This is a genomic window from Serratia sp. P2ACOL2, assembly GCF_003691565.1.
Classification (GTDB): domain Bacteria; phylum Pseudomonadota; class Gammaproteobacteria; order Enterobacterales; family Enterobacteriaceae; genus Serratia; species Serratia liquefaciens.
Genome location: NZ_CP033162.1, coordinates 3,389,509 through 3,415,647, shown reverse-complemented (window position 1 = coordinate 3,415,647; position 26,139 = coordinate 3,389,509). Strand labels below are relative to the sequence as shown.

Genomic DNA, 26,139 nt, shown 5'->3' with positions numbered 1-26,139 from the left:
CTTCGCCGGTAGCCTCACGCATAGGTTGCTGGCCTGTTGATGAATTCTAAGATGGTCAGCCGTCTAACTCATTACAGGATTAACATATTGCGATGCTTACCCTAAATCATTCCCCCGTTTCACCGCGTTTTTTACCGCATTCACTCCCCCTTCAACGGAGCTTTAGCACCGATTCCGTCACTCACGGTTCTCGAAAGCTTGGCTCGTTGGCCTCCATAAATAACCATTGAGAACCATTTTTTGGAATGGAATGTAAACCAAACCAGGCTCTCCCGAGCGCAGATGGTTTCTCTGCCGAAGGCGGAAGTGCATGTGCATCTGGAGGGCTGTTTTGATCCGGAACAGCTCGCGGTCTGGGCGTTATCCTCGGGGATCTCCATGCCCAGAAAGCAGGACGCGCTGTTGAATTTTAACGGGCTTGCCGATTTTCTCGCGTTCCTCGACTGGTCCTGCGGCTTGGTGAGCAGCCGTGAGCGCCGTGCCCAGTTAAGCTACTCCTATGCGCAACGGCTGTCGCAGAATGGTGGGCTGTACGCCGATCTTATTTTCAATCCGACCCATTGGAAAGCGTGGCGCGGCAGGCTCGGTGAGATGATCGACGCGATTGACGCCGGTTTGCGCGCGGCCGAAGAGGATGGATTGGCGTCCGTTTGGCTATGCGTCAGTTTGCTCCGCCAGCAAACGGCCGCCGAGGCGAGTGAGCTGGTGGATTTTTTAACCGTGCTGCGGCATCCCAGAGTGGTCGCGCTGTCCGTCGATGGCAATGAGGCCGTCACCAAAGGCAGCGGTGCGCGTTTCGCGCAGGCTTTCGCCCGGCCGGGCCGGGTTGAAGCGAACCGTGCATGCCGGAGAGTCGAGCGGCGCAGAGGGCATGCGCGAGGCCATCTTGCTATTGGGGGCCGATCGCATCGATCACGGCGTTCGGGCGATAGACGACCCGGCTGTCGTGGAATTATTGGCTGAACGGCGTATCCCTATCGGCGTATGCCTAACCTCGAACATCAAACTTGGCGCCTATCCCGGCTGCGGGACGCCGGGGTCATCACGACCATCAATACCGACGACCCGATACTATTGCAAACCACGCTGGTGGATGAATACTTAATCTGCCAGAACGAATTTGAATTTTCCCCTCATGACATCGTCGATGTGGCCCGATCGCCCTGAAGTGGCAGAAATGAATAAGCAGTGGCAACAACGAGTTGCAGCGTACGGACTCTCTGATCGTTCTCTGACAGGCTGGCATGATGGCATGCAACAGCTTCAAGGTCTGGCCGACCGGCTGAACTCACTCGATGGTCAAAAAGGTAAATACATTACCGTCAGCGAGCTGAAATCGAGCGTGTACGAAATGATGAACAACTTCCGTAATACCGTGCCGCTCGAGGAGCAACTGCGCGTTCTGCAAACTCAACAAGGCAACGCAGCACTGGCCACACAGCAACAGATCCAACGGCACTTCAGCGGCCTTCAGCTTAGATATTCATCGTTAGAGCAACCTTAAACTCTGGTTGCAGTCGTCTGATACAAGCCAGGTTTAAGGTGGACTGAGGGACAGGCCCTAGTGTTGTTTATCGAAGCGGTAAACCAACGCTAAAGCGACCAGTAACAGCAACAGCGGTGGGGCCAGCGTCGTGAGTGGGACATTGAGCGAAAACAACAGCCCGAGGTTGAGGATAATCTGGTAAATAATGTAGGTCAGCAACCCCACGATCACCCCTACGGCTAAACGGCTGCCTAGCCCGGGTGCGCGAGGAATACTGAAGGTGAAGGGGATGGCCAATAAAATCATCGCCAGGACCAACAGAGGGCGGCCCAATTTTTGCCATAACGCGATCCGGTACTCGGTGCTGGGTTGCTGCGAACTTTGCAGGTAGGTGATGTACTGCTTCAGCTGTTTGATGGAGAAGCTGTCGGCAGGCAAGGTCAGCCCTTTGAGGTTCATTCCGGCAAAAAGGGATTGCCAGAGCAAAGTATCCTGGGTTTGTACGCTCTCTTTTTTGTTGTCCCATTTTTTTTGCATAACTTTATGCAGCGTCCACAGTCCGTTATCGGCCGTGGTGGCCGTCTCCGCATACACATAGGACTCCAGCGTGAGGTCGTCTTGGTAGCGGAATATCTCAATTCCGACGGGTTGGCTATGCTCGTCCAGAGATTTCACGGTAACAAATTCATTGCCCTTTCGGGCCCACAGGGCGTTACCCGCATCCGTGGCATTACCGGTTTTTGCCAGGGCGCCGTCTTTAAGCTGCAATGCGCGTTGTTGCAGAGGGGAAGCTACCCACTCATCGAGTGCGCCTAACGACAGGTTGATAAACAGGCCGGCGTAGAGCGTTACCAGAGCAATGCGGAAAATTGAAAAACCGGCGGTGCGGATTGCCGTTAATTCCAGGCTTTTCGACATTTGGCCCAGCCCGATGATGCCGCCAAGCAGCGCGATAAAGGGCCCCAGATCCACCAGGCTTCGGGGCAATGTCATCAACACTACCAGTAATGCCTGGTTCCAATGGTAGCCGTTAGGGGTGACGTCCTCGAGTTCGTTGATCAGATTGAAGGTGGTAAACAACGGGATTAACAATCCGGCCGCGGCGGCAAAGCCGATAAAAAGATTACGGATCAAATAACGGCTGAAGATGTTCATCGCAAGGGCTTCCGCAGCAGGGAGAAATCGCGCGCAATCAGGATCAGCATCCCAGCCAGCATGAGTATCGGCACCAGCCAGACGCCCGGCGTGGTGGGGAGGGTCCCGTTAGCGACCAATGTCCGACAGATATTCCCGCCATAAAAAATGGCGGTAAACAGCACGGTCAGGGGCAGCAAGGTGGCATAACGCCCCTGACGGGGTTTGATGCGGCTAAAGGGGATCGCCAATAACACCATCAGCAAAGTGGTGACGCCGCGGCTTTCTCGCCATTGTAATTCTGCCCGGTCTGCGGGATCCGATGAGCGCGACAGTTCCCCCAGCGAGGCTGATTTGCGCTTCACTTCCAGGCTTTCGATAAAGGGCTTCAGTGATATCTTGAAGTTATTGTAATTCTGCATGTTGTCGTCGGTACCTTTGCGCTCCAGCACATAGGCCGTGCCCGTTTTCAGTATCACGGAGGGGCTTGAAGGCGAAGGATCTATGACCTCGACGGAATGAGCCCGATAGAGGCTGGTATTATTGGCCGAACGTGAATAAATCAATGCATCCGTCAGGTGATTTGAGGCCGGGTCAATGCGTGAGGCCATGATCATTCGGCCGCTGCCATTAACGTTAAACTTGTTCGCCTGCAGATGGCTGACATCCAGCACCGATTGCGACTGGCGTTCCAACTGATAAATGTTGCCGTACGCCCAGGGTCTGCCATACAGGGACAGCAGGGTGACAAACAGGGCCAGCGGAATGGCGAGTACCAACACCGCCTTGTACAGCCGCCACGGGCTGGCACCTGAGGCGTGAATGGCGGTGATTTCGGAATCGCTGTAGAGCTGCCCCAGCGCCACCGCGACGGAAACATAGAGGCCTACCGGCAGCAGCATCTCCAGGGCAATCAATATTTTATAGCAGACAACGTCGAATACGATGTGCAGCGCCAGTGTGCCGTTGGCGGCCTCGGTGAGATAGCGCTGGGCCGAATAACTGGCAAACATGAAAATCAGAAAACCCACGATGATCATCACCAATCGGCGGATTTCAACCATGATATAGCGCTCAATCAACACCATAAGTTATAGACGTCCCTTATTATCAAACGCATGTTTTGCGGAAGAAGACCGGCTTTCAGCCCGTGTTTCATCATGATTGATCATGGTTAATCAGCTTTTGCAGCAGGGCGATGACCTGGTTAACCTCATCAGGGGTCAGAGCACCGTCTTTTGCCCATTGGACGCGGCCTTGTTTATCCAGTACCAAAATGGTTGAGCTCTCTTCTGGCAGTTGCCAGGCTTGACGTACCAGCCCATCGCTATCGACGATAAATTGCGCCCAGGGATAGTGCCTTTTGTTTTTCTCAATTTTGCCGCGGACGAAAAAACCGGTGCCGGGGATCGCATCGTCAGTATTGACGATGGTGGTGGGCTGAAAACGGTCGTTTGGAAAGTTGGCCTCTTTGACGGCGGTAATCAGCATCGAGTTCTTCTTTTTGGCCGAGGTGCGGCCGGCGATGCACTGGATCACCCGCACTTTGCCTGCCAGTTCTGCACTGTCCCATTTCTTATAGCTGAAAGTGTCATTTTCAAGCAGCAACTCACCCCGATCGGCGATGACAACCGGTACGACAGGCTTACCCTGAACAAAATTATGCGCGGATGCCATCAGCGGCAACAGCAGCAGTGACAAGGGCAGTAACCTGCGTAGCATCATGAAAATAACCCTAATTTATCAATGGCTGTGGCCGGGGGAGCGGTAATTCCCCCCCAGTAACAGTTACATAGGATAGCGCTCGAGAAGTAACTCCAGGCGTTGGCGGATATCGACATCCAGCATTGTGGGTTCGTCATAGGATTTCCCCCCCGCCAGCTTGTCCGCCACCATCACATCGTGGCGATCTCCCATTAACCCGTTAATTGCGGCCAGGAATCTGGAGATCTGCAGAGCCTCTCGGTTACCTGGATCTATCGACCTCAGCGTGTCGTAAAAAGAGACTTGCTGGCTGACGATTTTCCGCACGTCGTGGAACTGCTTTCCCGTGAGCTCTGGGTTGACAATGAGCTCCTGGAGCGCGCGCATTTGCTCCTGCCGGTAGGCAATAAAATCACTCTCGGTTTCTAACTGAATATGCCGCAAAGCATAATTCACCAGCGACCAGACCGGCCTGCTGAGCAGCAGCCGAAGAAGATTGCCGTAGAATTTCAGGTTCTGTTGGTTGCCATTGCGAAACGCGTCCTGAAAATGGCCGAGCACCACGGTGGTGGTGTGAAAAAGGCGGCCGGCACTGTGCTTTTTGCTGTAAAGACGCTGGGCAAAGCGTAAATGTTTATAGCGCGCGCGAATATATTTGTAGCGCATGCGCGTCGCGGCGGGTAAGTCTGAATCCTTAAGAAAATCATTCACTAAGCCCAGGAGTTCTCGTCGGGTGAAACCGTCCTCCCAAAATTGCAGGCACAGGGCGTAATTATCCTGAATGCTCTCATAGGAACATTGCAAATCAATATGTTGCGGCAAACTGATATTTGCATCAACAATGTCATCCGTCTCTACGGCAATAAACAGTAACTGCGTAGTTTCAGCAGAGAATTTTTTCCCGTTGCTGCTATTCATCATTGATTACTCTCTCTGGATACATTGAATCCCAGTAAATAGCGATTACGGTAAGCGCCTATCGTCGGTATGAGCGTCAATAAAACGTCCAAACATTGGCCTGCCAGATAAGCGAAGGCCGCACCCTGCACACCAAACAGATGAGACATGCCCACCAGCAGCGCTATATAGGCGATCGCAGAAAAAGTCTGCACAATCAAGAAGGCCCGCTGTTTGCCCGCCATGAACAATAAGGATTCCTGCGGGAAGCCCAGCATGGAAACGATAATGGCGCCCAGCATGATTTGGATTAAATCATAGGCTTGCAAATACTGCTGGCCGAACACAAAGGAAATTAATGGCTTACCTACGACGATGACCAGCAGCGTCACGGCGAGACCTATGCCTCCAGCCAACAACGCCGATCTGAGGCCCAGCATCCAGGGTTTGCTGGTTCGGGGATCCAGACGCATGATCTCAGGGTAGAAGCTTTTTTCCAGCAGCTTGGCCGGGGTCCCCGTGGCGTCAAAGAAGGTCATCGCGATTTTGAACAGCCCGGCGGCGGCCGGCCCCAAAACGACGCCGACTAACACCGTGCTGCACGAGTTACGGGTAGCCCAAATAGTATGGGCAAAATTGGTGGTCCAGACGAAATTCCAGGCGCCTTCGATACGACGTGCGGTTTTGAATAGGCGTGGTTTCAATGCGTTATGGATATCTCTGCGGTGCAGTTCACGCGCGGCGAACCACCAAAATAGCGTGCCGCCGATCAAGTTGGAGGCATACCATGTGACGATGAACCCTGGAAATCCCCAATCAAAATAATAGGACAGCACGCTGCCGACGGCCTGCAGGAAGGGCTTGATGGCCTGCTGAACGGCAATCAGGTCGAAGCGATCAAACGCGCGTAAAATTCCCGTAGGGGTGGACGACGTCATCGACGGGATTAAGGTGCAGTAAAGGATCGCGAGCCAGAAACTTTCGGTATCCAACCCTAAGGCGTGCGAAAGGAAAGGGAGCAGCAACATGCCGCCCAGTACCGCAATGGTGCCGCTGGCAATATCCAGACCGAACGAAAATGAAATGACGTCACGAAAGCGTTGAATGTTTTGGCGTTCCAGCGCCGGAGTCCCAAATTGGACAACGAATTGCCACGTCTGAAACTTGATAAAGTCGCTGACTGCTTTGGTATAGGCTTGAATAACAACCAGAACACCAAACATTTCAGGCGACATGCCTTTGCCGGCGCAAGAAAGCGCAAGCAGCCCGAGCAGGGCGCTGGCTACACTGCCGGAACCTAAATAAGCGGCGTTACGTAAGATGGAACGAAAAGCGCCATCGGAAAACCAATGCTTCATGGTAAAACCAGCCATACTGACCACTTCAGGTTATCAATAGCTCAGCGGACATAAGCTGGCCTTGCATACATATCCGGTACGACGAAACTCCGAGATATGTATCCGTTCATGGAGTGAAAAGTAAAGAATCGCCCGTTTTGCTTGGCGACACTCTCACCAGGATTGATAGCGGCTCAATCCCTATTTTACATTGCGAGCGACAGGCTCGGGTAAAACTTTCACACCTGAAATATAATCATGAAAATCTCTCCGATAATACTTTTCCAGGCTGAGAAAATTTTACCATTCAATGCTGTTTAGTCATCATTCCGGTACTGGCATTCATTTTAAAACATGATCAAAAAGTGCGTTTTCCTGATTTTTTGGTAATAAACATTAGCGTTGTTTACCCCTGAATCTTAATAGTGAACGATATTATCGACATGTCTGTAGATGAATGAATTCGCTATCCGAGAGAAGCCTGGGGACGCGAAGGGATCATTGCGACGGAGGATATTGCATTCAGCGCTTTTTCCAGTACTTCATCGTAAGGCGCTTTAGCATCCAACTCTATAATTCTGGAACCATTATATTGCAGCCGAACCATGGCAGAGATTTTGTCCTTCAGTTCTTCGTAGCTGTGATCGGGCTTACGTGAAAAGGCGGTATCGACATCAATATCGAGGCGAATGATAAGTTCGGGGCGGCATAAGGCCATTGATTGATATAAACGTTTTTCGCGCGCCGCTAAGCGAGTCATTAACCAGCCTTTTGCCCGCTCTACGCCAATGCCCGGCCCGTCATAATAAAAACCGGAAATCTCGGCCTGCGGGAAACGGTCGCTAATCACCAGCACGCCGCTCTCTGCCAGACGTTGTACTTTGCGTAAATTAGCCGCACGCCACACTGAAAAACCATACATAATCAGGGCTGCCCAGAGTGCCGGCGGTTTATTGCTCATGCGCTGAGTCTTGTCGGACTTCGCGGCCAGGCGGCGTTCAAGCCAGACACCAATAACCGGCAGGCGCTTAATTTTGTCGCCATCTTCACCGGAGATCAGCCCTAAATAACGCCGTTCCGTTGCCCGGTATTTTTGCAGGTTTTTGACCAAATCGGCGGTAAGCGTGGATTTCCCCGTACCGTCACTGCCCACAACCGCAATCAGGCCGGTAATCACGGGCGATGAAGCATCGCTGGCGGTATTTGATTTATCTGTTTGCATTTTTTTCAGTATTAATAAGTTATCGGCAGACTAAACCTTGGGTGTCGCCAGGGAGGTTCGAATGGCACGCAGCGATTCATCAAGAATTTTACCAGCCGGCTCTCGCCCATCTAAATCCAGTATGTTCGCGCCGTTAAAAGTAAGATGCGGAATGACGGCAATCTTTTCGCGCAGCGCAGAAAGTTTATGATCGGGTTTGCGCGAGAATGCGGTTTCTTCATCAATATCCAGACGAATCAATAAGAAAGGAGGATATGATGCCATCCACTGATACAGCCTTTGCTCATGTTTTCTCAACCAGCGTACCCAGCGATTACCGCCATCCGTTTTTGCCAGCTGCGGCCCATCGAAACGAAAACCCGCCACTTCCGCTTGCGGATAGCGATCGGTGACCAGTAATTGTCCTCTGCGGCTTTTTGCCAGCATGCGGCGAAACTTATAAACGCGCCAATATGACAGCAAAAAGATCACCAGCGTGGTCAGATTACCCGGCGGCGTTGAAGGATGTTCATGAACGCGATCGGACTTCGCCAGTAAATAACGACCGAAGGGCGCACCAATAATCGGCAAGTTGCTGATCCATTCCCCAATACGTCCCGAAGACTGGCCGAGATAAAGTAATTCTGTCGGTTCTTGCGATGAGAGATGATTGACCAGACTGGCAGCCAAGGTCGATTTTCCCGAGCCATCACAACCCGTTATTGCAATTACGCGCACGGGGGGATGATTAGCAATGGGCATTGTCTGTTGACTCACAATAATTGGTCCAACTCAAAGAAACTATTGTATTATAACCAGCCTTGGGTTCAAGATATTTATTGAGTATTATCTCAGTGCTATTCAAATTTCTTTATTATTTGTGATTATGTTTTGGTGAGTCCGTCTTGTTTTTTTGTGCTAACCACAGCTGGGATTGTTCTTATAGCTCTTAATGCTAATTAGGCGTTGCCGCACCGGGTAATGGAACAGGTTTCTTCATTGTTTTCTTAATCTTTTGTGTGCTTTGGTCTGGGGTTGGCAATATTTATTCCCCATGGCTTTGATAACGTCATTAAGCGACTTTTTGTTTTCGAAGTGGTACATTTTTACAGGTGTCTTAGAAGAGAATCTTATTATGAATTCAAAATCCCCGCCGCTTATTGCGGTAATTGGCAGCGATGGCTCGGGTAAGTCTACCGTTTGTGAATATCTCATTGAGTATGTGAAAAAATACGGTCCTGCAGTGAAGGTGCATCTGGGTAAGCAGGCAGGAAATGTCGGGCGTGCGGTTTCGCAACTCCCGCTGATGGGAAATTCTGTTGGCAAGGCCATCGAACGAAATACTAAAAAAGTGAAATCCAAAAAATCCAGGGTGGGGCTGTTGCCGGGTTTGGTCATCATCACTTTCGTTTTGCGTCGGCTGCTGCGTTTTCGCCGGATGTTGGCTTTTCGTCGACAAGGTCTGATCGTATTAACCGACCGTTTTCCGCAGGTACAAATCCCCGGCGCCTACGATGGCACCGTATTTCCCGAAAATACTCAAGGCAGCCATTTTGTCAGATGGTTGGCGGGGCGCGAACGCAAAGCTTTTCAATGGATGGCGGATAATAAGCCAGACCTGGTGATCAAGTTGAATGTGGATCTGGACGTCGCTTGCGCACGTAAACCCGATCATCGCAAAGAAGCATTAGCCAAAAAGATTGCCGTTACGCCACTGCTCACTTTTGAAGGTGCGGAAATTGCGGATGTCGATGCCAATAAACCGCTCGATGAAGTGTTATCCGCCGCTGAAAAAGCCGTCGCGGAATTTATGCAAGCGCAGGGATATAGCTTTGTAGTCGAAGGCGAATCGGTAGCGACCCACTGATTATTTCAGTTCTCGCAGTCAGAAAGTTTGATTCCAGTGCCGATAACTTTTTCGGCACTGGCAGGCAAGGTGAAGAGTGTTTTTGATGGGAACACTGCCCATGAGTTTTATGAGCAGCGGGACGTCATTATTTTTTTAGCGCGGCAAAAGCCCCAATGATCTTATCAATCTCTTCATCACTGTGCGCGGCGTTAACGCTGCATCGCAGGAGCGTTATGCCGGCCGGTGCTGCCGGAGGTAACACCAGATTGACATAAACACCTTTGGCGATCAGGTCGCGCCAGAATTGCAAACCCTCTTCTTTCGAGCCAATCATCACCGGCACCACCGGGCTGATGCGTGGCCCCAGCTCGTAGCCCAGCTTGGCCAGTCCCTGATAGAGCCGATGCGCGTTGCTCCAGAGTTTTTCCCGCAGTTCAGGATGTTGCGCGATCTTTTTCAAAGAAGCGCGCACCGAAGCGATACTGGATGGCGAAGGCGAAGCGGTAAAAATATAAGGACGGCTGCTGTAGCGCAGCACTTCCATATCTTTGCCGCCCACGGCAAAGCCACCGATAGAGGCCAGGCTTTTACTGAACGTGCCCAGAATAATATCAACATCTTGCTCAACGCCCAGCTCTTCAGCCAGACCGCGCCCGTGAGCCCCCATCACGCCGAATGAATGCGCTTCGTCTACCAGCAAATAACCGCCGAGCCGCTGTTTGATGTCGACGATTTCAACCAGCGGAGCAACGTCGCCCAGCATGCTGTAAATGCCTTCGACGATGATGATCGCGTCTCGGGCACGTTCGCCAAGGCGCACCATGCGACGTTCCAGATCTTTGGCATCGTTGTGGCGGAAGCGAATGATTTCAGCGCCGCCCAGGGCGCAGGCATCATAAATACTGGCGTGGCTGTCCGCGTCGATCAGCACGACCGAGCCGGGGGTGGCCAGAGTACTGATGACCGCCAGGTTCGCGGTATAGCCGGTGGAAAAGACGATGGCGGTGGGGCGATCAAAGAACGCCATCAGCTCTTGCTCCAACTGCAAGTGAGAGCCATAGCTGCCGTTCGCCATGCGTGAGCCGGTTGTGCCGGTGCCCTGAGCGGCTAATGCCGCCTGACCCTCGGCAATAGCCTGCGCATCGAAGGTCAGGCCCAGGTAGTTATTGGTCCCCGCCAGAACAATTTTCTGATTGCCAATGCGCCCTTCGGTTGCCGAGTAAACCTCATCGATACAGGTGCCAAAGGGGTTCAGGCCATCGGCCTGGAATTGCTTACGATCCTGGGTAAGCCGCGAAAATTTATCATAAAGACCCATTGGTTTTCTCCAGGCGAGGGAGTAGAGCGTCAAGCAGCTGCTCTGGCGTTCTGACATCAAGCAATATATTGATAGGAATAGAAATATCGAATTCGTCTTCTAACATCATCAGCAGATCCAGGACTCTGATGGACTCCAGGCCAAGATCGTTGACGAGATCGCTATCAGGTTTGATTTCTAATCCGCCTTCGACCAGACCTTGCAGGCAAGTCAGAATATAATTCATAACAGCGTCGCGATTTCGCATAAAAATTTTTGGCAAACCTCTAATTTAGATAATTAAAATAAACCTTCACGCAGTGCGCGCTTCAAACTGATCTTGGGGACCCAATGAGTATCTTCGGACAGGCTTCGATTGTTTGCAGACCAGTCCGGATAGGTTAATTCCCGTATTTTGTTGTGGGTCAGCATCGGTTCTTTGTTGGTCAACCGGCTCAGCAACATGCTGCCATCGGCCAAAATTTTCAGCAGGGGCAGCGGGATCCCCACCAGCCTCACCGGGCCATTGCGTACGGTGGTCCCTATTTCCCGTAATCGCTGCCAGCTATAACCGCCGGCAACCCCGTCGCAAAGTTCATACGTTTGCGTCTGCGGGCCAGGGGCCAATAGCCACTGGCTTACGGCTTCGGCTAAATCGCTCACGTGAAGGAACGTCAGCTTTGCTTCCGCTGCGCCCAGCCGTGGAAGCACGCCGCGCAGAAGCCAGCTGAATATCGGCTTAAGCTCTTTATCGCCGGGCCCGTAAACCGCGGTGGGGCGAAAAATGCCCAGTGAAATATCCGCAGCCATAGCGGTTAGCCGTTGTTCAGCAACGTGTTTTGAATTGGCATACCAGGACAGCTCCGGATGGCGAGCGGCAAGAGAAGAGATAAACAGGAAGCGCTTGCAGCTGCCGCTTTGTCTGGCCGCCTGCATCAGGTGTTGGCTGCCGCTGACATTACACCGGGTGAAGGTTTCTTCCGTGCCTCCCCGCACCTGGCCCGCACAATGCACCACGAATTCTGCCCCGCGAACCAGCTTGATGAGCGAGTCCTGATCCTCCAGCGCCCCCTGGATCCAGGTCAGATTAGGGGGGGCAATTTGACCTGCGCGCCGGGTGAGGGCGCGCACGGTAAAACCACGGGAAAGCAGATTCTGAACGATATGCCGGCCAATAAAGCCGGTTACGCCAGTGACTGCCACGGTGCCTGTCATTGCGCAAAACCTGCCAGTTGTTGCATTGGCGGGCAGATGGAGGTGGTCAGCCAACGCTTCTTGGCCTCCGCACGGGCAGGTTTCCCCGAGGAGGTGCGGGGAATGCTGTGGGGCGGCAACAGCTCAATATCCACCGCAATGCCGAACTCGCTTTGAATTCGGGCGCTCAGCGTGTGGACGATTTGCTCCCTACGATCTTCAGAGCTGACCCGGCACTGGATTTGCAGAATAATTCTGGCGCCGTCACCGTGCTCTTCGGTCACGAAGGCAATGGCGTCGCCAGAGCGGATTTCCGGCTCGGACTCCGCAACATATTCAATATCCTGCGGCCAAATGTTACGACCACGAATGATGATCAAATCTTTCTTGCGGCCGGTGACGTACAGGTAGCCGTCCAGCAGATAGCCCAGGTCACCGGTATCCATCCAGCCGCTTGTCTGGATTTGCTGTTGAGACGCATCGTCGCGGAAATAGCCATTCATCAGGCTGGGGCCGGAGATACAAATACGGCCGACCTGCCGCTCAGGCAGCGGGAGTCCGGTTTCGCTGCGAATTTCGATACGGTGACCGGGCAGTGGCTTGCCGCAATTGACAAAGGTCGATGTGACCCGCGTTTTTTTGCCGGGTGCTACCGCCTTACCTTCGTATTCCAAAATGTCGCGGTCGACCTGGTTGATGGGCGCACCGGAAGCTTCGTCATAGAAACTGACCGCCAGGGTGTTCTCGGCCAAACCATAGCAGGGCATCAACGCCTTGCGGTCAAAGTTAAGATGGCCGAAGTGCTCAGCGAACTGAGAGAGTAAATCTGACGGAATAGGTTCAGCCCCTACGCCGGCCACGCGCCAACTGGAGAGATCCAGGTCAGTGATCTCTTTGTTGTTGCTGTAGCGCAGGCATAAATCGTAGCCAAACGGCGGAGCGACGGACACGGTGCCGCGATTTTTGGCGATCAGTTTTAACCATTGCATTGGACGCATGGCAAAATCTTGCGTACGCAAATAGTCGACGGACAGCTGAGTCGCCACTGGGGTAAGCAGGAAACCGACCAGGCCCATATCGTGATAGAAGGGCAGCCATGAAACGCAGCGATCGCCCGCGCGCAGTTTGATCCCATCATGGCTAATCACGCGCAGGTTAGACATCACCGCACGCTGGGTAATGATCACCCCGCGTGGAAAGCGAGTGCTGCCCGACGTGTATTGGAGATAGGCAATATCGTTGGGCGACGGTGCCTGCAGCTCCACATCCCGCTCGGGCAGAGCGTTAAAATCTGCGTCGCTGAGAATATGGGTTGGCGGTGCATCCAGGGTCGCAGAGCTGATCAGCGGTACCCATTCTTCGCTGCTGATAATGGCGGCAGGTTTACAGCTGTTGATCAGGCCCTGAAGCTTGATGGTATAAGAGTCCCGTTGCCCGACCCCCATAGGAATGGCCAGGGGCACGGCAACCAAACCGGCATATTGGCAGGCAAAAAAAGCCTCGACGAAACCGGCGCTGGTTTCCGCGATAAGTGCAACCCGATCGCCTTTATTGAGGTTCAGGGATAACAGGCGCCGCGCACCCACTATCGCGCGCTGTTTCAGCGTGCGATATTCCAGTACGGCCACGAGCTGATTACGACGATCGTAAAAGTTCATTCCTGTACTGCCCTGCGCTGCATAATCTAATGCCTCCACCAGAGTGGGGAAATCTGCATAACGCATTGGAAGAGAATGAGTGGAGCTTGTTTCAGACATATACAAATTAGCCATAGAGTAAAAATCACCAAAAGAGATAAACGACTATTGGCGAGAGAGTTAATGTTTTTACAATGAAAATGTTTTGAATATATTTGTTATTCAATCATTTTCTTTCATTCCACAAACAGATCACCCTGGAATTAATAACCAGCATGTCTACTTAGAACTAAAGGCGAGGGATTAGCCGTGGATATTACCTGGTCTTTTTCACGTGAGGACCATGACAGAAGAACGGCGGATATAGGTGCTGTCACAGCCAGCTCCTGATATCTCCATCCTTTGCCCGACAGCCTTGACCGGGTGCCTGTTATCGACACATTTCCGGAAGGCAATAATCGGCGATTCATATGATCTGATCTTGCGCATGGCTATCTCCGTACTTAAACATATCCTAAACAGTATCCGGAAGACGGACAAAAGTGAAAGCCTCATTTAACCCCAGGGATAGAAAAAGCATTTAATGTTAAAATATGCCAATGCGTCTCCAGACCAGAATTAGTAAACTAAAAAACGATTGGTTTTTCTTTGCTGGAAATAGCACGAAATAATAAAAAGCATAATTTGCTCAGATCACTCACGCCTCTGTCTGGCATCACTTTTGATAAAGAACAGCACGTGTCAGTGGAAACTCTGCTCGGGTAACATCCTGCAGGATAATAGGTATTAATTGATTTTTCTTATCTCTTAAAGCGATAAGTCATAACCGAGAGCGGATCTCATTTCAGAAAATATCACTGGCGTTATAACGTTCTTTTTTTGAGCATGTCACTAAATTGTAAGGTTATTTATGATTCATATTGAGCAAGTCCTCGATAAGCGTGATCTTAAGGCATTTATCGCTTTTCCTTCCTCCCTGTTTCGTGACGATCCTAATTGGATTGACCCTTTGTATTTAGAGCGCGAAGAACATCTCTCTAAGAAGAATCCTGGGACTGATCATATAGAATGGCAGGCATGGGTAGCCAAAAAAGAGGGCAAGGTGGTCGGGCGGATAACCGCTCAAATTGACGCTTTGCACCGCGAACGTTACGGCGAGGATACCGGTCACTTTGGCATGATCGATGCCATCGAGGATCCGGCGGTTTTTAGCGCGTTATTTGCCGCGGCAGAAGCTTGGCTGAGGTCTAAGGGCGCATTAAAAATCACCGGTCCCTTCAGTCTTAATATCAATCAGGAAAGTGGCCTGTTGGTCGAAGGGTTTGATACGCCGCCGTCGGCGCTGATGACGCATGCCAAACCCTACTACGCAGCCAATCTGGAGCGCCAGGGATATACGCAGGGCATAGATTTGTTGGCTTATTGGATGAAGCGCACGGATCTGCATTTTTCGCCTTCTCTGGCCAAAATGATGAGTCAGGTGCGTAAAAAAGTGACCCTGCGCCGCCTCAATCGCAAAAGGTTTAGCGAGGAAATGCAGGTGCTGCGCGAAATTTTCAATTCCGGTTGGCAGGATAACTGGGGATTCGTGCCTTTCACCGAGCATGAGTTTGCCACCATGGGCGATCAGCTGAAGTTCCTGGTGCCTGATGACATGATTTATATTGCCGAAGTCGATTCAGTACCCTGCGCTTTCATCGTCGGTTTGCCCAATATCAACGAGGCAATTGCCGATCTCAACGGCAGTTTATTTCCCTTTGGCTGGGCGAAGCTGTTGTGGCGTTTGAAAGTGAGCGGGGTGCGTACCGCGAGGGTGCCGCTGATGGGCGTTCGCCAGGAATATCAATTCAGCCGAATAGGGCCGATTATTGCACTATTGCTGATCGAAGCGTTACATGACCCCTTCGAGAAACGCGGTATTGATGCGCTGGAGATGTCCTGGATATTAGAGTCGAATACCGGCATGCGCACCATTCTGGAGCGAATTGGCGCGGTGCCTTACAAGCGTTATCGCTTATATGAAAAACAACTCTAACCCCTCGGCAAGACGCTGATTTTATCGGCCCTTCACAGGATGTAAAACGCACTGCGCTCAGAGAATACCTATGGCCAAAATTGCCTTTTGGTTGTTGGCGATTCAACGTTGCCGGAAAACAATGTCACACGGGTGATTATTTAATTTCATTAACCAATTTCGTTATAAGTTACTGTGCGTTATTGATTGGTATTAAAAATCACCCGGTTTTTATAAGAGTAAGATGCATGTCCTTTGAAAAGAAAAAAGGAATAAATCGCTTAATAAGTAGCATAAAAAACTCACTGGCGGGCCTTGTTGATGCCGTTTTTACCGAAGATGCTTTCCGTCAATTGCTGGTGATTAACGTAATATTACTGGTTGTTACATTTACTTTAGATATTACAAAAGTAGAAAGGATGTTATTGATTGCCAGCAGCTTCATTTTACTGGTTGTTGAGTTGCTTAATACTGCCATTGAGAGCGTTGTCGATCGCATTTCTCTGGAGATACATCCCTTATCCAAGCGGGCCAAGGATTTGGGCGGCGCTGCGCAGTTGGTTGCGGTGGTGATGACGATAATGCTTTGGCTGGTGGTCTTGTTGGGCTGATTAATACCCTCGGGGCACCCAGGTTTTCCGGAAGAAACGCCAGCTTTCGGCTGCCTTCATCAAGGAAGCAAAATATTCTTTGCAGGATAACGTTCTGTCGCTCATTATTTGAAATGTTGTTTCACTTTTATCTCATGAGCCGATCTTGAACTTATACGCCGCCCTGCGCCAGCGCGTGGAAAATACGCCCTGGTATCCTAAACGCAAAAGCTATCGCGTGCTGTTTTGGCGTGAGATCACGCCGCTGGCGGTGCCGATCTTTATGGAGAACGCCTGCGTTCTGCTGATGGGGGTGCTGAGCACCTTTTTGGTGAGCTGGATCGGCAAAGAGGCGATGGCCGGGGTGGGGCTGGCGGACAGCTTCAACATGGTAATCATCTCGTTCTTCGCCGCGGTGGATCTGGGCACCACGGTGGTGGTGGCCTTTAGCCTCGGCAAGCGGGACAGAAAAAGAGCGCGAGCGGCTGCACGCCAGTCGCTGGTGCTAATGACCCTGGTGGCCTTTGCATTGGCGATCGGCATTCATTTGGCGGGCGAACAGATTATTGATGTGATCGCCGGTGCCGCCACGCCGGAGGTAAAGGCGTTGGCGCTGTCTTATCTGCAAACCACGGTGTGGAGCTACCCGGCCGCCGCCATTGCCTTGATTGGCAGCGGGGCGTTGCGCGGTGCAGGCAACACCAAAATCCCGCTGTTGATCAACGGCGGCATGAATATTCTGAATATCATCATCAGCAGCATACTGATTTACGGCATGCTGGGCTGGCACGGGCTGGGGTTTGTCGGGGCCGGGCTGGGGTTAACCATTTCCCGCTATATTGGCGCCATCGCGATCGTTTATGTCCTGATGATCGGCTTTAATCCGGCGCTGCACATCACGCTGAAAAGTTACTTTACCCCGTTGAAGCTGACCATCCTGTGGGAAGTGCTGGGGATAGGTATTCCTGCCAGCATCGAATCGGTGTTGTTCAACGGCGGCAAGTTATTGACCCAAATGTTTGTTGCCGGCATGGGCACCAACGTTATCGCCGGCAATTTCATCGCTTTTTCTGTCGCGTCGTTGATTAACCTTCCGGGCAACGCTCTGGGGTCGGCGTCGACCATTATTGTGGGAAAACGGCTGGGCAAAGGGCAAATAGCTCAGGCGGAGCGCCAATTGCGCCACATTTTCTGGCTGGCAACGATAGGACTGACGGTGATTGCCTGGGGCACGGCGCCCCTGGCGGGGGTATTCGCCTCGTTTTATACCCAACAAGACGACGTGAAGGAGGTGGTAAAGGTGTTGCTCTGGCTCAATGCCGCCTTTATGCCTATCTGGGCGGCGTCATGGGTGTTGCCCGCCGGTTTGAAGGGCGCGCGCGACGCCCGTTTTGCGATGTGGGTGTCGATGCTGGGCATGTGGGGTTGCCGCGTGGTTGCCGGTTATACGCTGGGCATCATGCTGGGCATGGGCGTGGTTGGCGTCTGGCTGGGGATGTTTATGGATTGGGCGGTACGCGGTGTCTTGTTCTACTGGCGTATGGTCAGCGGACGGTGGCTGTGGAAATACCCGCGCATAAAATCGAACTCGCTGGCGGAAAATATCCGGGCAGAGAAAAGCGGCGAGTAAGGATCAGGCGTTCGCTGTTACTTCGCCCGGCACCGATGATGCCTGACTATTTTCCAGACGCCATTTGGCCGGCGAGAGGCCGTGGACCTGTTTAAAGGCCTTGGAGAAGTGCAGTTGGTTTTCATACCCCACCGAAATTCCCACCACCTTGATTGACGTCTGGCTATTGCACAGCAGGCTGGCGGCGATGTTCATGCGGAAGTTCAGCAGATATTCCTTTGGCCCAATGCCGTAAGTGCCTTTAAACAGCCGACACAGGTAACTGCGGTTGATGTTGCAGTAGGCGGCCAGGCGCTCAATGGTGAGGGGTTCATGGTAGCGGTTTTCAATGAGTTTTACCGCCTTGCGCAGATGCTGCGCCTTGTCGCTTGGCGGCTCGGCGATGCTTTGCAAAGCGTTATCAATCAGCGAAGAAAAAAACAGATAGCTCAGGCCCAGCGTTTTTAACCGATGTTCATCACCATGGCTAATGAGTTGCCGCAGATAGCGCAGCGCCAGAGGGGCGTCTTCGTTCTGGCGGGGACGATAAATCGGCAACTGGCGGCTCAGGCGGCACTCTTCAAAAATCTTGCCGGCCACCAGCCCGTCGACTTCCAGCCACATATAATGCCAGGGATCTTTAGAGTCGGCGCGATAGGTGGTCACGTCGTGCGGGTGGATCAAAAAACCTTCTCCGGCCACCACCGGAAAAGAGCCATATTCGCTGCTCAGTACCCCGGTACCGCTTATCACATAATGAAATAAATAGTGTTGGCGTACCGCCGGTCCAAAGCTGTGCCCCTTGTCACAGTTCTCCTCGCCATACTGGTACAGGTTCAGCTCGATATTGTCGGTACGACTCAGAGTAAAACTCTTATGCATCAGTCATGGCCCCTGTGTTTTCGCTTACTGTAGCAGTGTAGTCGTGGCACGGCGGTGGGGCGTTCTTCAGATCCAGACCTGGCTCACAGTTTTCATGCTGCGTCATTTTTCGCCATAACAAGGTCACATTTATCCCTATATTGCGAATGCGTTGCCGCGTAGTTTCAGCTTATCGAAAACCACAGCAGCGGAGAAATACGATGATTAAAGTGACTTTTATGGGGGCAGGCAGCACCATTTTCGCCAAGAACGTTCTCGGCGACATCATGGCAACGCCGGCCCTGAAAGAGGTGGATATTGCGCTGTACGACATTGACAGCGCTCGTCTCAATGAATCTTTCGCCATGCTGAGCAATATCAACCGCAATATTAATGCGGGCAGGGCGAAGATCACCCCTTATCTCGGGGTAGAAAACCGCCGTGCGGCACTGAAAAACGCTAATTACGTGGTAAATGCCATTCAGGTCGGCGGCTACGATCCTTGCACCATTACCGATTTCACCATCGCCAGAAAGTACGGCCTGCAGCAGACCATTGCCGATACCCTGGGCATCGGCGGCATCTTCCGCGCGCTGCGTACCATTCCGGTGCTGTTTGACTTTGCCCGGGACATTGAGGCGGTCTGTCCGGATGCCTGGTTGCTGAACTACACCAACCCAATGGCGGCCTTAACCGGAGCCATGCTGCGCCATACCGGGGTGAAAACGGTGGGGTTATGTCACAGCGTTCAGGTGTGTGCGGAGACCTTGCTGAAAAGCGTCGATATGCCTACCGACGACGTACAGTTTCACATTGCCGGCATCAACCACATGGCCTGGCTGCTGGACGTTCGCCGTCACGGCGAGGATCTGTACCCGGAAATCAAGCGTCGCGCCAACGCGCTGCAGGGCAAGCATGACGACATGGTACGCCATGAAATCATGAAAACCTTTGGTTATTACGTCACTGAATCTTCCGAGCATAATGCCGAATACATGCCGTATTGGATTAAACGTCATTACCCGGAGCTGATTGAGCGCTTCAATATTCCTCTCGACGAGTATCCGCGCCGTTGTATCGAGCAAATCGACCAGTGGCAGCAACGCAAGCTGGCGTTGACCCACGACGCTAACCTGACGCATTCCCGTACCCACGAATATGCCTCATACATTATCGAAGCGATGGAGACCGACCGGCCGTACAAGATTGGCGGCAACGTGCTCAACACCGGTCTCATCACCAACTTGCCGGCAGAGGCCTGCGTAGAAGTGCCTTGTCTGGTGGATGGGCAGGGTATCAGCCCTTGTTACGTTGGCCATTTACCCGAGCAACTGGCGGCGCTGAACCGCACCAATATCAATACCCAGCTATTGACCATTGAAGCGGCAGTGACGGGCAAACGCGACGCGATTTACCATGCGGCGCTGTTGGACCCACATACCTCCGCCGAGCTTTCCATTGATGATATACGTAAGCTGTGCGACGAGCTGATTGAGGCTCACGGCAGTTGGCTCCCTGCCTATCACTGATCGCCGAATTTAACCGTATCTCCTCCTCAAAACGCACAAGGCGCGGGGCTTCCTGCGCCATCAAAAATAGGGTGGTGAGCCATGTTTTATTTGAGAAACAAGAATTTTTGGATCTTTGGGGCCTTCTGTTTTTTCTACTTTTTCATCATGGGGGCGGTGCTGCCGTTCTTTCCTATCTGGCTGCATGACGTCAACCAGCTTGACCAGCAGCAAACCGGGTTGGTGTTTGCCTGTATGGCGCTGTTTGCCCTGGTGTTTCAGCCGATTTTCGGTTTTGTCACCGACAAATTTGGCCTGAAGAAACACCTGCTGTGGATGATCATCTTCCTGCTGCTGTTTCTGGCGCCGCTGTTTATTTATGTGTTTTCGCCGCTGCTGCAAAGCCATTTTGTTTGGGGGGCCTTGCTGTGCGGGGTTTACCTGGGGCTGGTGTGCAGCGGCGGTTCACCGGCCATTGAAGCTTATATCGAAAAAGTGAGCCGACGCAGTCAGTTCGAGTATGGCCGCGCCCGGTTGTTCGGCTGTATCGGTTGGGCCATCTGCGCCTCGATCGTCGGCTATATGTTTACCATCAACAACCAGTTCGCGTTTTGGTTGGCCTCCAGCTTTGCGCTGATCCTGGCCGGTTTGCTGTATTTGTTTAAACCCGATCGGAGCAGCACGCTGGCGGTGGCGGACGGCTTGGCGTTAAACCACAAACCCATCAAGTTAAAGTCGGCGTTGAACCTGCTGAAAATGCGCAAATTCTGGTGTCTGGTGATGTATATCGTGGGCGTAGCCTGCGTGTATGACGTCTTTGATCAGCAGTTCGCCAACTTCTTTACGTCGTTTTTCAGCGACCGACATGCGGGAACGCAGGCGTTTGGTTATGTAACGACGCTGGGCGAGTTTCTTAACGCTTTCATCATGTTCTTTGCGCCGTTGATCATTAATCGCATTGGCGGCAAGAACGCGCTGTTGATAGCTGGGGTGATTATGTCGGTGCGGATTATTGGTTCATCGCAGGCGGATTCGGTCGCCGCGGTCATTATCCTCAAAACCCTGCATATGTTTGAGGTGCCGTTCCTGTTGGTGGGCATTTTCAAATACATCACCACCCAGTTTAACGTTAACCTTTCGGCGTCGATATACCTGTGGGGCTTTTGCTTCTTCAAGCAGCTCTCGGCCATCGGTATGTCCTATGCGGCAGGCCTGATGTACGTCAATTACGGTTTCAAAACCTCTTACCTGATCCTCGGCTGCATTGCGTTACTGTTCACGTTGATTTCAGCCTTTGCCCTTAGCGGTAAGGTCACGGTAGTCAAGCAGGAGGGCACACTGCCGGTTGCGGCGAATTAGTGCCGGCTCAACTCAATACAGCAGCGTCATAAGGCTAAAAAACAGCAGCGTCAGAACAATGATAAACCCGGTCTGCAGCGTCTTGCGCATCAGGCGACTGTGGCCCCAGCGGGTGGCGCTCAGACGACTATCGATGGCGAACAGTGCCGGAACCATCAGCAGCACGTAAATCAACATCAGCATGGCGGTTAACGGCTGTTGGCTCATTCTGGCGTCTCCGTGCTGAGGTAGACCGGGGGTGCCCGCAGGGGGGCGATGCTGCCTTGTTTCCGGTGTTTGTGCTCGACCATGTGCCTCCAAATAGGGCCGCCCGAAGGCGGCCGCCGGTTACTGCTTGCGATATGAAGATGATTGCCGGCCACTGCCGGGGCCAACGCAGATATAATATTGCGAATGATAATCATTATCAATACTTGGCGTGAAATTTTATTGCAGGATGAGGATGGGCGGTGGGAAAGCTTTTACTGTGGTTTTAAAGTGACAGAGCACGCCATCAAGCGTGCTCTGTCACAAGACTATCCTCTGCGATTATTTCTCGTCTGGCAAGGCGTAAGCGACAATATAGTCACCCAGCTTGGTGCCGAACGAACCATGACCGCCGGCGGAAATCACCACGTACTGCTTGCCGTTGACCTCATAGGTCATTGGCGTTGCCTGGCCACCGGCCGGCAGCCGTGCTTCCCACAGTTTTTCACCGTTGGTCACGCTGAAGGCGCGCAGATAGTTGTCCGCGGTTGCGCCAATGAAGAAGACGTTACCGGCGGTGGACACCGGCCCGCCCAACATCGGCATGCCCATTTTGAACGGTAACGGCAGCGGAGAACTGTCGCGTACGGTACCGATACGTTTTTTCCACACGATGTCGTTGGTTTTCAAGTCCACGGCGGAAATATAACCCCAGGCCGGCTGTTTGCACGGCAGGCCAAACGGCGACAGGAACGGATTCAGCGTTACGCCGAACGGTACGCCATACTGCGGTTGAACGCCGGACTCGGTACCTGAGCCGCCTTTGTCATTTTCGTCAGGCTCGATCGGGTTGCCCGGACCGCGTGGGATCAGTTTGGAAACAAACGGCAACGCGATAGGGTTGGCGATAGCCACCTGACGGTCGGTATCCACAGACAGACCGCCCCATTCGAACATGCCCAGGTTACCCGGGAACACCAGCGTGCCCTGCTCGGAAGGCGGCGTGAAGGTGCCTTCGTAACGCAGGCTGTGGAACATCACCCGGCAAACCAGTTGGTCGTAAATGGTGGCGCCCCACATGTCCGCACCGGTCAGCTTTTTCTCTGGACGGAAAGTCAGCTCAGAGAAAGGCTGGGTCGGTGACAGACGGTCACCCTTGGCTGGCCCCTGAGGAACCGGTTTTTCCGGCGCCGGCACCACCAACTCACCGTTGGTGCGGTTCAGAACGAAAATGTTGCCGGTTTTGGTCGGCACGTAAATCACCGGCACCTTGTTGCCGCTCTTGTCGGTAATGTCCGCCAGCGTCGGTTGCGCCGGTACGTCCATATCCCACAGGTCATGGTGCACCGTCTGATAGAACCAGACCAGTTTGCCGGTGGAGGCGTTCAGCGCCAGCAGGCCGCTGGCATAACGCTCCATTTCCGGCGTGCGATCGCCGCCCCAGATGTCCGGCGTGGTAACGCCCATCGGCAGATAAACGATATCCAGCTTGGCATCATAGGCGGAAGGAGCCCAGGAGTTAGGGGAGTTCGGGGTGAAGTGATGCTCGTCCGCCGGAATGGCGTTCGGATCTTTCGCACCCGGATCGAAGGCCCACAGCAGCTTGCCGCTGTTGACGTCAAAACCGCGGATCACGCCCGAAGGCTCGCGGTTGGAGTAGTTGTCGGTCACTGCACCGGCTACCACAATCACCTTATCGGTGATCACCGGCGGCGACGTTGGCTCATAATGGCCCGGCGTCGCATACGGCATATTGCTTTGCAGGTTGAGTTCGCCGTTATTGGCGAAGTCGGCGCAAGGCTTGCCGCTATCGGCATCCAGAGCGAACAAACGACCGTCATTCACCGGCAGGATAATGCGTCGTGCGCACAGCGCCGGGGAGGCATCTGCGGCTGCACCTGTGGCGGCAGGCATTTCATGATACGAAACGCCACGGCAGGTGATGTGTTGGAAGGTTGGGTTAAATTTCAACTGAGGATCGAACTGCCACTTTTGCTTGCCGGTGGCGGCGTCCAGTGCGAACAGCTTCTGGTGCGGGGTGCACAGATAGAGCGTGTCGCGGATTTTAATCGGGGTCACTTCGTTGGTGATTTCCCCCGGATCGTTGGCGGTTTTCAGGTCGCCGGTCTGGAAAGTCCAGGCTTCCTTGAGTTTGCCGACGTTCTTATCATTGATTTGGCTCAGTGGAGAGTAACGCGTGCCTTCCTGGGTGCGGCCATAGGCCGGCCAGTCGGCGTCTGACGCCTGAGGTTCGACTTTTACCTGCGCAGGTTCGAGGGTGCCGTTGATCTCTTGTGGATCATTAAACACCGCATAGGCCAGCGCCACCACGGTGACGACCAGCGCCAGGCTCAGCGCGCTGTAGGCCAGTTTGCCCCTGGCGTGCAGCTTGCGATAGATAAAAGGCAGTACCAGCCACAGGCCGAAGAAGAAGGTGACGTCCAGACGCGGCGTCAGTGCCCAGAAGTCGGGCCCCACTTCCCACAGCGCCCAAATTGTGGTGCCGAGTAAAAAGATCGCGTACAGCAACAGAGCGGTTGCACGACGGCGGACCAGTAACCAGGCGGTGATCAGCAGCACCAGGCCGGCGATGATGTAGTACAGCGAACCGCCGAGCTTGGCCAGCCAGATGCCGCCTCCCAGCAGATAGAGCCCACTCAACGCGGCGAACAGTGCCGTGATGATGATGAGCGGCGATGATGACGCTTTATTTTGCATAGTATTATCCTTACCAAAATGAAAAGTCCCCGATTTAGAGATTAAGCCATATCCAAAAAAACACGCGGTTTCTCCCCAAAAATCCATCCCCGGTGTCTGGCATATCCCCCTGTTGCCAAGGCTAAAAGGCAGCGGCAATCAAAAATAAGGCGGACAGTTTTGGACGTTGAATAAACGCTCTCGTCAGAGATAAAGCCCAAACGGGCTGAATCAGGCGTAGCCGTTTCGATGATGTTGCACGGATGTGACGGCGCCGCCCAAAGCGCGGCTAGGTTACTCTAATTATTCTGCTTTTATTGAATACCTTGTGCTTTTTTTTTAGCGCCTTGCGGGTTTATGAATTGAGCTCATAAGCTCATGCATATTCAGTGCGTAGTTATTTGCCCGGTTGCCTCTTACAGTGATCGCACCTGGTCGTCCCGCACAAGCGGTGACCCATTCGTACACATCGGAGGAAAAATGCAAAAACGTAAGCTGGGTAACAGTGGGCTGGAGGTATCAGCGTTGGGACTGGGCTGCATGGGGCTTAGCTTTGGCTATGGCCCGGCCACCGACAAACAGAAGGCGATTGGCTTGATCCGAGCCGCTGTGGATCAGGGCGTGACCTTTTTCGATACCGCAGAAGTTTATGGCCCCTTCACCAATGAGTCACTGGTGGGCGAGGCGCTGGCGCCGGTACGTGATCGGGTGGTAATAGCCACCAAGTTTGGTTTCGAACTGCCGCAGCCGGATGGCAAACAGGTGCTCAACAGCCGGCCGGAACATATCCGCCAGGCGGTGGAAGGGTCGTTAAAGCGTCTTAACGTCGAAACGATCGATCTGCTTTATCAGCACCGGGTGGATCCCAATGTGCCGATTGAAGACGTCGCCGGTACGGTGAAGGCGCTGATCCAGGAAGGGAAGGTGAAGCACTTTGGTCTGTCCGAGGCGGGGGCGCAGACGCTTCGTCGTGCCCATGCGGTGCAGCCGGTGACGGCGTTGCAAAGTGAATATTCGCTGTGGTGGCGGGAGCCCGAGCAGGAAATCTTGCCGACGCTGCAAGAGTTAGGCATTGGGTTTGTTCCTTTCAGCCCGTTGGGGAAAGGTTTTCTCACCGGGGCGATCAACGAAAATACCACCTTCGACAGCAGCGATTTCCGCAATGTGGTGCCGCGTTTCAGCGAGCAGGCGCGCAGGGCCAACCAGGGGCTGGTGGACGTGCTGGGTCAGGTAGCTCAGCAAAAAGGGGTCACCCCGGCACAGATAGCGCTGGCCTGGCTGCTGGCACAGCAACCCTGGATTGTGCCGATCCCGGGGACCACCAAACAGCATCGCCTGCAGGAAAACCTCGGGGCCGCGTCGCTGTCATTGTCGTCGGAAGAACTGCGCAGCATTGAAGCGGCACTCGCGGTTATTGAGGTTCAGGGCGATCGCTATCCGGCGCATTTGCAACAAAACGTCGGACGTTGATGCGGCCGTTGCCCGCGGTAGCTTTTGAACCGCCGTCACCGACCGGCGAAAAGGCGCGCACGCTCTACAATTATCCTGTCAATGTTAACGTCGGCAGCCTTTGCCGAAC

At 53.1% G+C, this 26,139-nt stretch carries 23 protein-coding genes and 1 pseudogene; 10 read left to right on the top strand and 14 right to left on the bottom strand.

Annotated elements, in window-relative coordinates:
* Nucleotides 1-282 precede the first annotated feature (282 nt).
* From EBA31_RS16685 to EBA31_RS16680, 3 genes and pseudogenes are all read left to right on the top strand, one after another.
* Nucleotides 283-963 (top strand): hypothetical protein, encoded by a 681-nt coding sequence (locus EBA31_RS16685; protein WP_202914209.1) that lies wholly within the window; start codon nucleotides 283-285, stop codon nucleotides 961-963.
* Nucleotides 872-1,167 (top strand): annotated as a pseudogene (locus tag EBA31_RS27250) (hypothetical protein). The gene EBA31_RS16685 and the pseudogene EBA31_RS27250 overlap by 92 nt, the downstream one beginning before the upstream one ends.
* On the top strand, nucleotides 1,136-1,504 hold the full coding sequence (locus EBA31_RS16680; RefSeq protein ID WP_122079764.1) for a VasL domain-containing protein: 369 nt from the start codon (nucleotides 1,136-1,138) through the stop codon (nucleotides 1,502-1,504). The pseudogene EBA31_RS27250 and the gene EBA31_RS16680 overlap by 32 nt, the downstream one beginning before the upstream one ends.
* Before the next feature lie 57 nt (nucleotides 1,505-1,561).
* Here EBA31_RS16680 and lptG read toward each other — a convergent pair whose 3' ends face one another.
* From lptG to EBA31_RS16645, 7 genes are all read right to left on the bottom strand, one after another.
* Entirely contained in the window at nucleotides 1,562-2,641 is a 1,080-nt protein-coding gene (lptG, locus tag EBA31_RS16675; RefSeq protein ID WP_122079763.1) for an LPS export ABC transporter permease LptG, read from the bottom strand.
* Nucleotides 2,638-3,708 (bottom strand): LPS export ABC transporter permease LptF, encoded by a 1,071-nt coding sequence (gene lptF / locus EBA31_RS16670; RefSeq protein ID WP_020827640.1) that lies wholly within the window; start codon nucleotides 3,706-3,708, stop codon nucleotides 2,638-2,640. Before lptF ends, lptG begins: the two co-directional genes overlap by 4 nt.
* 70 nt (nucleotides 3,709-3,778) lie before the next feature.
* A complete protein-coding gene (locus EBA31_RS16665; RefSeq protein ID WP_046373182.1) occupies nucleotides 3,779-4,345 on the bottom strand; it encodes a YtfJ family protein in 567 nt (188 codons plus the stop codon).
* Between the two features lie 63 nt (nucleotides 4,346-4,408).
* Nucleotides 4,409-5,245 carry a hypothetical protein gene (locus EBA31_RS16660; protein ID WP_082144857.1) on the bottom strand — a complete coding sequence of 279 codons (837 nt, stop codon included), beginning with the start codon at nucleotides 5,243-5,245 and terminating at the stop codon, nucleotides 4,409-4,411.
* Nucleotides 5,242-6,579, bottom strand: coding sequence for a lipopolysaccharide biosynthesis protein (locus EBA31_RS16655; RefSeq protein WP_122080646.1), 1,338 nt, complete (start codon nucleotides 6,577-6,579; stop codon nucleotides 5,242-5,244). Before EBA31_RS16655 ends, EBA31_RS16660 begins: the two co-directional genes overlap by 4 nt.
* A 445-nt stretch (nucleotides 6,580-7,024) precedes the next feature.
* The gene (locus EBA31_RS16650; RefSeq protein WP_122079762.1) at nucleotides 7,025-7,780 is read right to left on the bottom strand and encodes a hypothetical protein; all 756 of its coding nucleotides are present in this window, start codon (nucleotides 7,778-7,780) and stop codon (nucleotides 7,025-7,027) included.
* 30 nt (nucleotides 7,781-7,810) lie between these two features.
* The gene (locus EBA31_RS16645) at nucleotides 7,811-8,521 is read right to left on the bottom strand and encodes a hypothetical protein (RefSeq protein ID WP_232807852.1); all 711 of its coding nucleotides are present in this window, start codon (nucleotides 8,519-8,521) and stop codon (nucleotides 7,811-7,813) included.
* Between the two features lie 373 nt (nucleotides 8,522-8,894).
* Here EBA31_RS16645 and EBA31_RS16640 point away from each other — a divergent pair, with 373 nt between their 5' ends.
* Nucleotides 8,895-9,626, top strand: a complete 732-nt coding sequence (locus EBA31_RS16640; RefSeq protein WP_122079761.1) for a thymidylate kinase — start codon at nucleotides 8,895-8,897, stop codon at nucleotides 9,624-9,626.
* A gap of 127 nt (nucleotides 9,627-9,753) precedes the next feature.
* Here the strand turns inward: EBA31_RS16640 and EBA31_RS16635 are convergent, their stop codons facing one another.
* Genes EBA31_RS16635 through EBA31_RS16620 form a run of 4 tightly spaced genes read right to left on the bottom strand, consistent with a single transcriptional unit; the run spans nucleotide 9,754 to nucleotide 13,856 of the window.
* Complete coding sequence (locus EBA31_RS16635) at nucleotides 9,754-10,926, bottom strand: pyridoxal phosphate-dependent aminotransferase family protein (RefSeq protein WP_122079760.1); 1,173 nt, start codon at nucleotides 10,924-10,926, stop codon at nucleotides 9,754-9,756.
* Nucleotides 10,913-11,173, bottom strand: coding sequence for an acyl carrier protein (locus tag EBA31_RS16630; protein WP_020827632.1), 261 nt, complete (start codon nucleotides 11,171-11,173; stop codon nucleotides 10,913-10,915). Before EBA31_RS16630 ends, EBA31_RS16635 begins: the two co-directional genes overlap by 14 nt.
* 32 nt (nucleotides 11,174-11,205) lie before the next feature.
* The gene (locus EBA31_RS16625; RefSeq protein WP_122079759.1) at nucleotides 11,206-12,120 is read right to left on the bottom strand and encodes an NAD(P)-dependent oxidoreductase; all 915 of its coding nucleotides are present in this window, start codon (nucleotides 12,118-12,120) and stop codon (nucleotides 11,206-11,208) included.
* Nucleotides 12,117-13,856, bottom strand: a complete 1,740-nt coding sequence (locus EBA31_RS16620) for a fatty acyl-AMP ligase (RefSeq protein WP_202914207.1) — start codon at nucleotides 13,854-13,856, stop codon at nucleotides 12,117-12,119. The genes EBA31_RS16625 and EBA31_RS16620 overlap by 4 nt, the downstream gene beginning before the upstream one ends.
* Before the next feature lie 790 nt (nucleotides 13,857-14,646).
* Here EBA31_RS16620 and EBA31_RS16615 point away from each other — a divergent pair.
* From EBA31_RS16615 to EBA31_RS16605, 3 genes are all read left to right on the top strand, one after another.
* Nucleotides 14,647-15,771, top strand: a complete 1,125-nt coding sequence (locus EBA31_RS16615; protein WP_044552281.1) for a hypothetical protein — start codon at nucleotides 14,647-14,649, stop codon at nucleotides 15,769-15,771.
* 227 nt (nucleotides 15,772-15,998) lie between these two features.
* A complete protein-coding gene (locus tag EBA31_RS16610; protein ID WP_020827628.1) occupies nucleotides 15,999-16,361 on the top strand; it encodes a diacylglycerol kinase in 363 nt (120 codons plus the stop codon).
* A 145-nt stretch (nucleotides 16,362-16,506) separates the two neighbouring features.
* A complete protein-coding gene (locus tag EBA31_RS16605; RefSeq protein WP_020827627.1) occupies nucleotides 16,507-17,970 on the top strand; it encodes an EmmdR/YeeO family multidrug/toxin efflux MATE transporter in 1,464 nt (487 codons plus the stop codon).
* A gap of 3 nt (nucleotides 17,971-17,973) precedes the next feature.
* Here EBA31_RS16605 and EBA31_RS16600 read toward each other — a convergent pair whose 3' ends face one another.
* Complete coding sequence (locus EBA31_RS16600) at nucleotides 17,974-18,831, bottom strand: AraC family transcriptional regulator (RefSeq protein WP_020827626.1); 858 nt, start codon at nucleotides 18,829-18,831, stop codon at nucleotides 17,974-17,976.
* 200 nt (nucleotides 18,832-19,031) lie between these two features.
* Between EBA31_RS16600 and EBA31_RS16595 the strand changes: the two genes are divergently transcribed.
* Both EBA31_RS16595 and EBA31_RS16590 read left to right on the top strand, forming a co-directional pair.
* Nucleotides 19,032-20,339, top strand: a complete 1,308-nt coding sequence (locus EBA31_RS16595) for an alpha-glucosidase/alpha-galactosidase (RefSeq protein ID WP_020827625.1) — start codon at nucleotides 19,032-19,034, stop codon at nucleotides 20,337-20,339.
* Between the two features lie 81 nt (nucleotides 20,340-20,420).
* Nucleotides 20,421-21,677, top strand: coding sequence for an MFS transporter (locus EBA31_RS16590; RefSeq protein ID WP_122079757.1), 1,257 nt, complete (start codon nucleotides 20,421-20,423; stop codon nucleotides 21,675-21,677).
* Between the two features lie 12 nt (nucleotides 21,678-21,689).
* Here the strand turns inward: EBA31_RS16590 and EBA31_RS16585 are convergent, their stop codons facing one another.
* Nucleotides 21,690-21,884: a hypothetical protein gene (locus EBA31_RS16585; RefSeq protein WP_044552266.1), complete on the bottom strand. Its 195-nt coding sequence runs from the start codon at nucleotides 21,882-21,884 to the stop codon at nucleotides 21,690-21,692.
* Between the two features lie 321 nt (nucleotides 21,885-22,205).
* Nucleotides 22,206-24,581, bottom strand: coding sequence for a glucose/quinate/shikimate family membrane-bound PQQ-dependent dehydrogenase (locus EBA31_RS16580; RefSeq protein WP_122079756.1), 2,376 nt, complete (start codon nucleotides 24,579-24,581; stop codon nucleotides 22,206-22,208).
* A gap of 459 nt (nucleotides 24,582-25,040) precedes the next feature.
* On the opposite strand from EBA31_RS16580, the gene EBA31_RS16575 reads away from it, so the two are divergent.
* Nucleotides 25,041-26,030 carry an aldo/keto reductase gene (locus EBA31_RS16575; RefSeq protein ID WP_122079755.1) on the top strand — a complete coding sequence of 330 codons (990 nt, stop codon included), beginning with the start codon at nucleotides 25,041-25,043 and terminating at the stop codon, nucleotides 26,028-26,030.
* Nucleotides 26,031-26,139 lie beyond the last annotated feature (109 nt).

Coding starts and splice junctions, on each gene's coding strand:
- EBA31_RS16655 (WP_122080646.1), bottom strand. CDS start 6,579: ATGAAGCATTGGTTTTCCGATGGCGCTTTTCGTTCCATCTTACGTAAC.
- EBA31_RS16595 (WP_020827625.1), top strand. CDS start 19,032: ATGATTAAAGTGACTTTTATGGGGGCAGGCAGCACCATTTTCGCCAAG.
- EBA31_RS16610 (WP_020827628.1), top strand. CDS start 15,999: ATGTCCTTTGAAAAGAAAAAAGGAATAAATCGCTTAATAAGTAGCATA.
- EBA31_RS16650 (WP_122079762.1), bottom strand. CDS start 7,780: ATGCAAACAGATAAATCAAATACCGCCAGCGATGCTTCATCGCCCGTG.
- EBA31_RS16660 (WP_082144857.1), bottom strand. CDS start 5,245: ATGATGAATAGCAGCAACGGGAAAAAATTCTCTGCTGAAACTACGCAG.
- EBA31_RS16635 (WP_122079760.1), bottom strand. CDS start 10,926: ATGGGTCTTTATGATAAATTTTCGCGGCTTACCCAGGATCGTAAGCAA.
- EBA31_RS16600 (WP_020827626.1), bottom strand. CDS start 18,831: ATGCATAAGAGTTTTACTCTGAGTCGTACCGACAATATCGAGCTGAAC.
- lptF (WP_020827640.1), bottom strand. CDS start 3,708: ATGGTGTTGATTGAGCGCTATATCATGGTTGAAATCCGCCGATTGGTG.
- EBA31_RS16640 (WP_122079761.1), top strand. CDS start 8,895: ATGAATTCAAAATCCCCGCCGCTTATTGCGGTAATTGGCAGCGATGGC.
- EBA31_RS16580 (WP_122079756.1), bottom strand. CDS start 24,581: ATGCAAAATAAAGCGTCATCATCGCCGCTCATCATCATCACGGCACTG.
- EBA31_RS16630 (WP_020827632.1), bottom strand. CDS start 11,173: ATGCGAAATCGCGACGCTGTTATGAATTATATTCTGACTTGCCTGCAA.
- EBA31_RS16685 (WP_202914209.1), top strand. CDS start 283: ATGGTTTCTCTGCCGAAGGCGGAAGTGCATGTGCATCTGGAGGGCTGT.
- EBA31_RS16615 (WP_044552281.1), top strand. CDS start 14,647: ATGATTCATATTGAGCAAGTCCTCGATAAGCGTGATCTTAAGGCATTT.
- EBA31_RS16625 (WP_122079759.1), bottom strand. CDS start 12,120: ATGACAGGCACCGTGGCAGTCACTGGCGTAACCGGCTTTATTGGCCGG.
- lptG (WP_122079763.1), bottom strand. CDS start 2,641: ATGAACATCTTCAGCCGTTATTTGATCCGTAATCTTTTTATCGGCTTT.
- EBA31_RS16585 (WP_044552266.1), bottom strand. CDS start 21,884: ATGAGCCAACAGCCGTTAACCGCCATGCTGATGTTGATTTACGTGCTG.
- EBA31_RS16590 (WP_122079757.1), top strand. CDS start 20,421: ATGTTTTATTTGAGAAACAAGAATTTTTGGATCTTTGGGGCCTTCTGT.
- EBA31_RS16645 (WP_232807852.1), bottom strand. CDS start 8,521: ATGCCCATTGCTAATCATCCCCCCGTGCGCGTAATTGCAATAACGGGT.
- EBA31_RS16665 (WP_046373182.1), bottom strand. CDS start 4,345: ATGATGCTACGCAGGTTACTGCCCTTGTCACTGCTGCTGTTGCCGCTG.
- EBA31_RS16680 (WP_122079764.1), top strand. CDS start 1,136: ATGACATCGTCGATGTGGCCCGATCGCCCTGAAGTGGCAGAAATGAAT.
- EBA31_RS16575 (WP_122079755.1), top strand. CDS start 25,041: ATGCAAAAACGTAAGCTGGGTAACAGTGGGCTGGAGGTATCAGCGTTG.
- EBA31_RS16620 (WP_202914207.1), bottom strand. CDS start 13,856: ATGTCTGAAACAAGCTCCACTCATTCTCTTCCAATGCGTTATGCAGAT.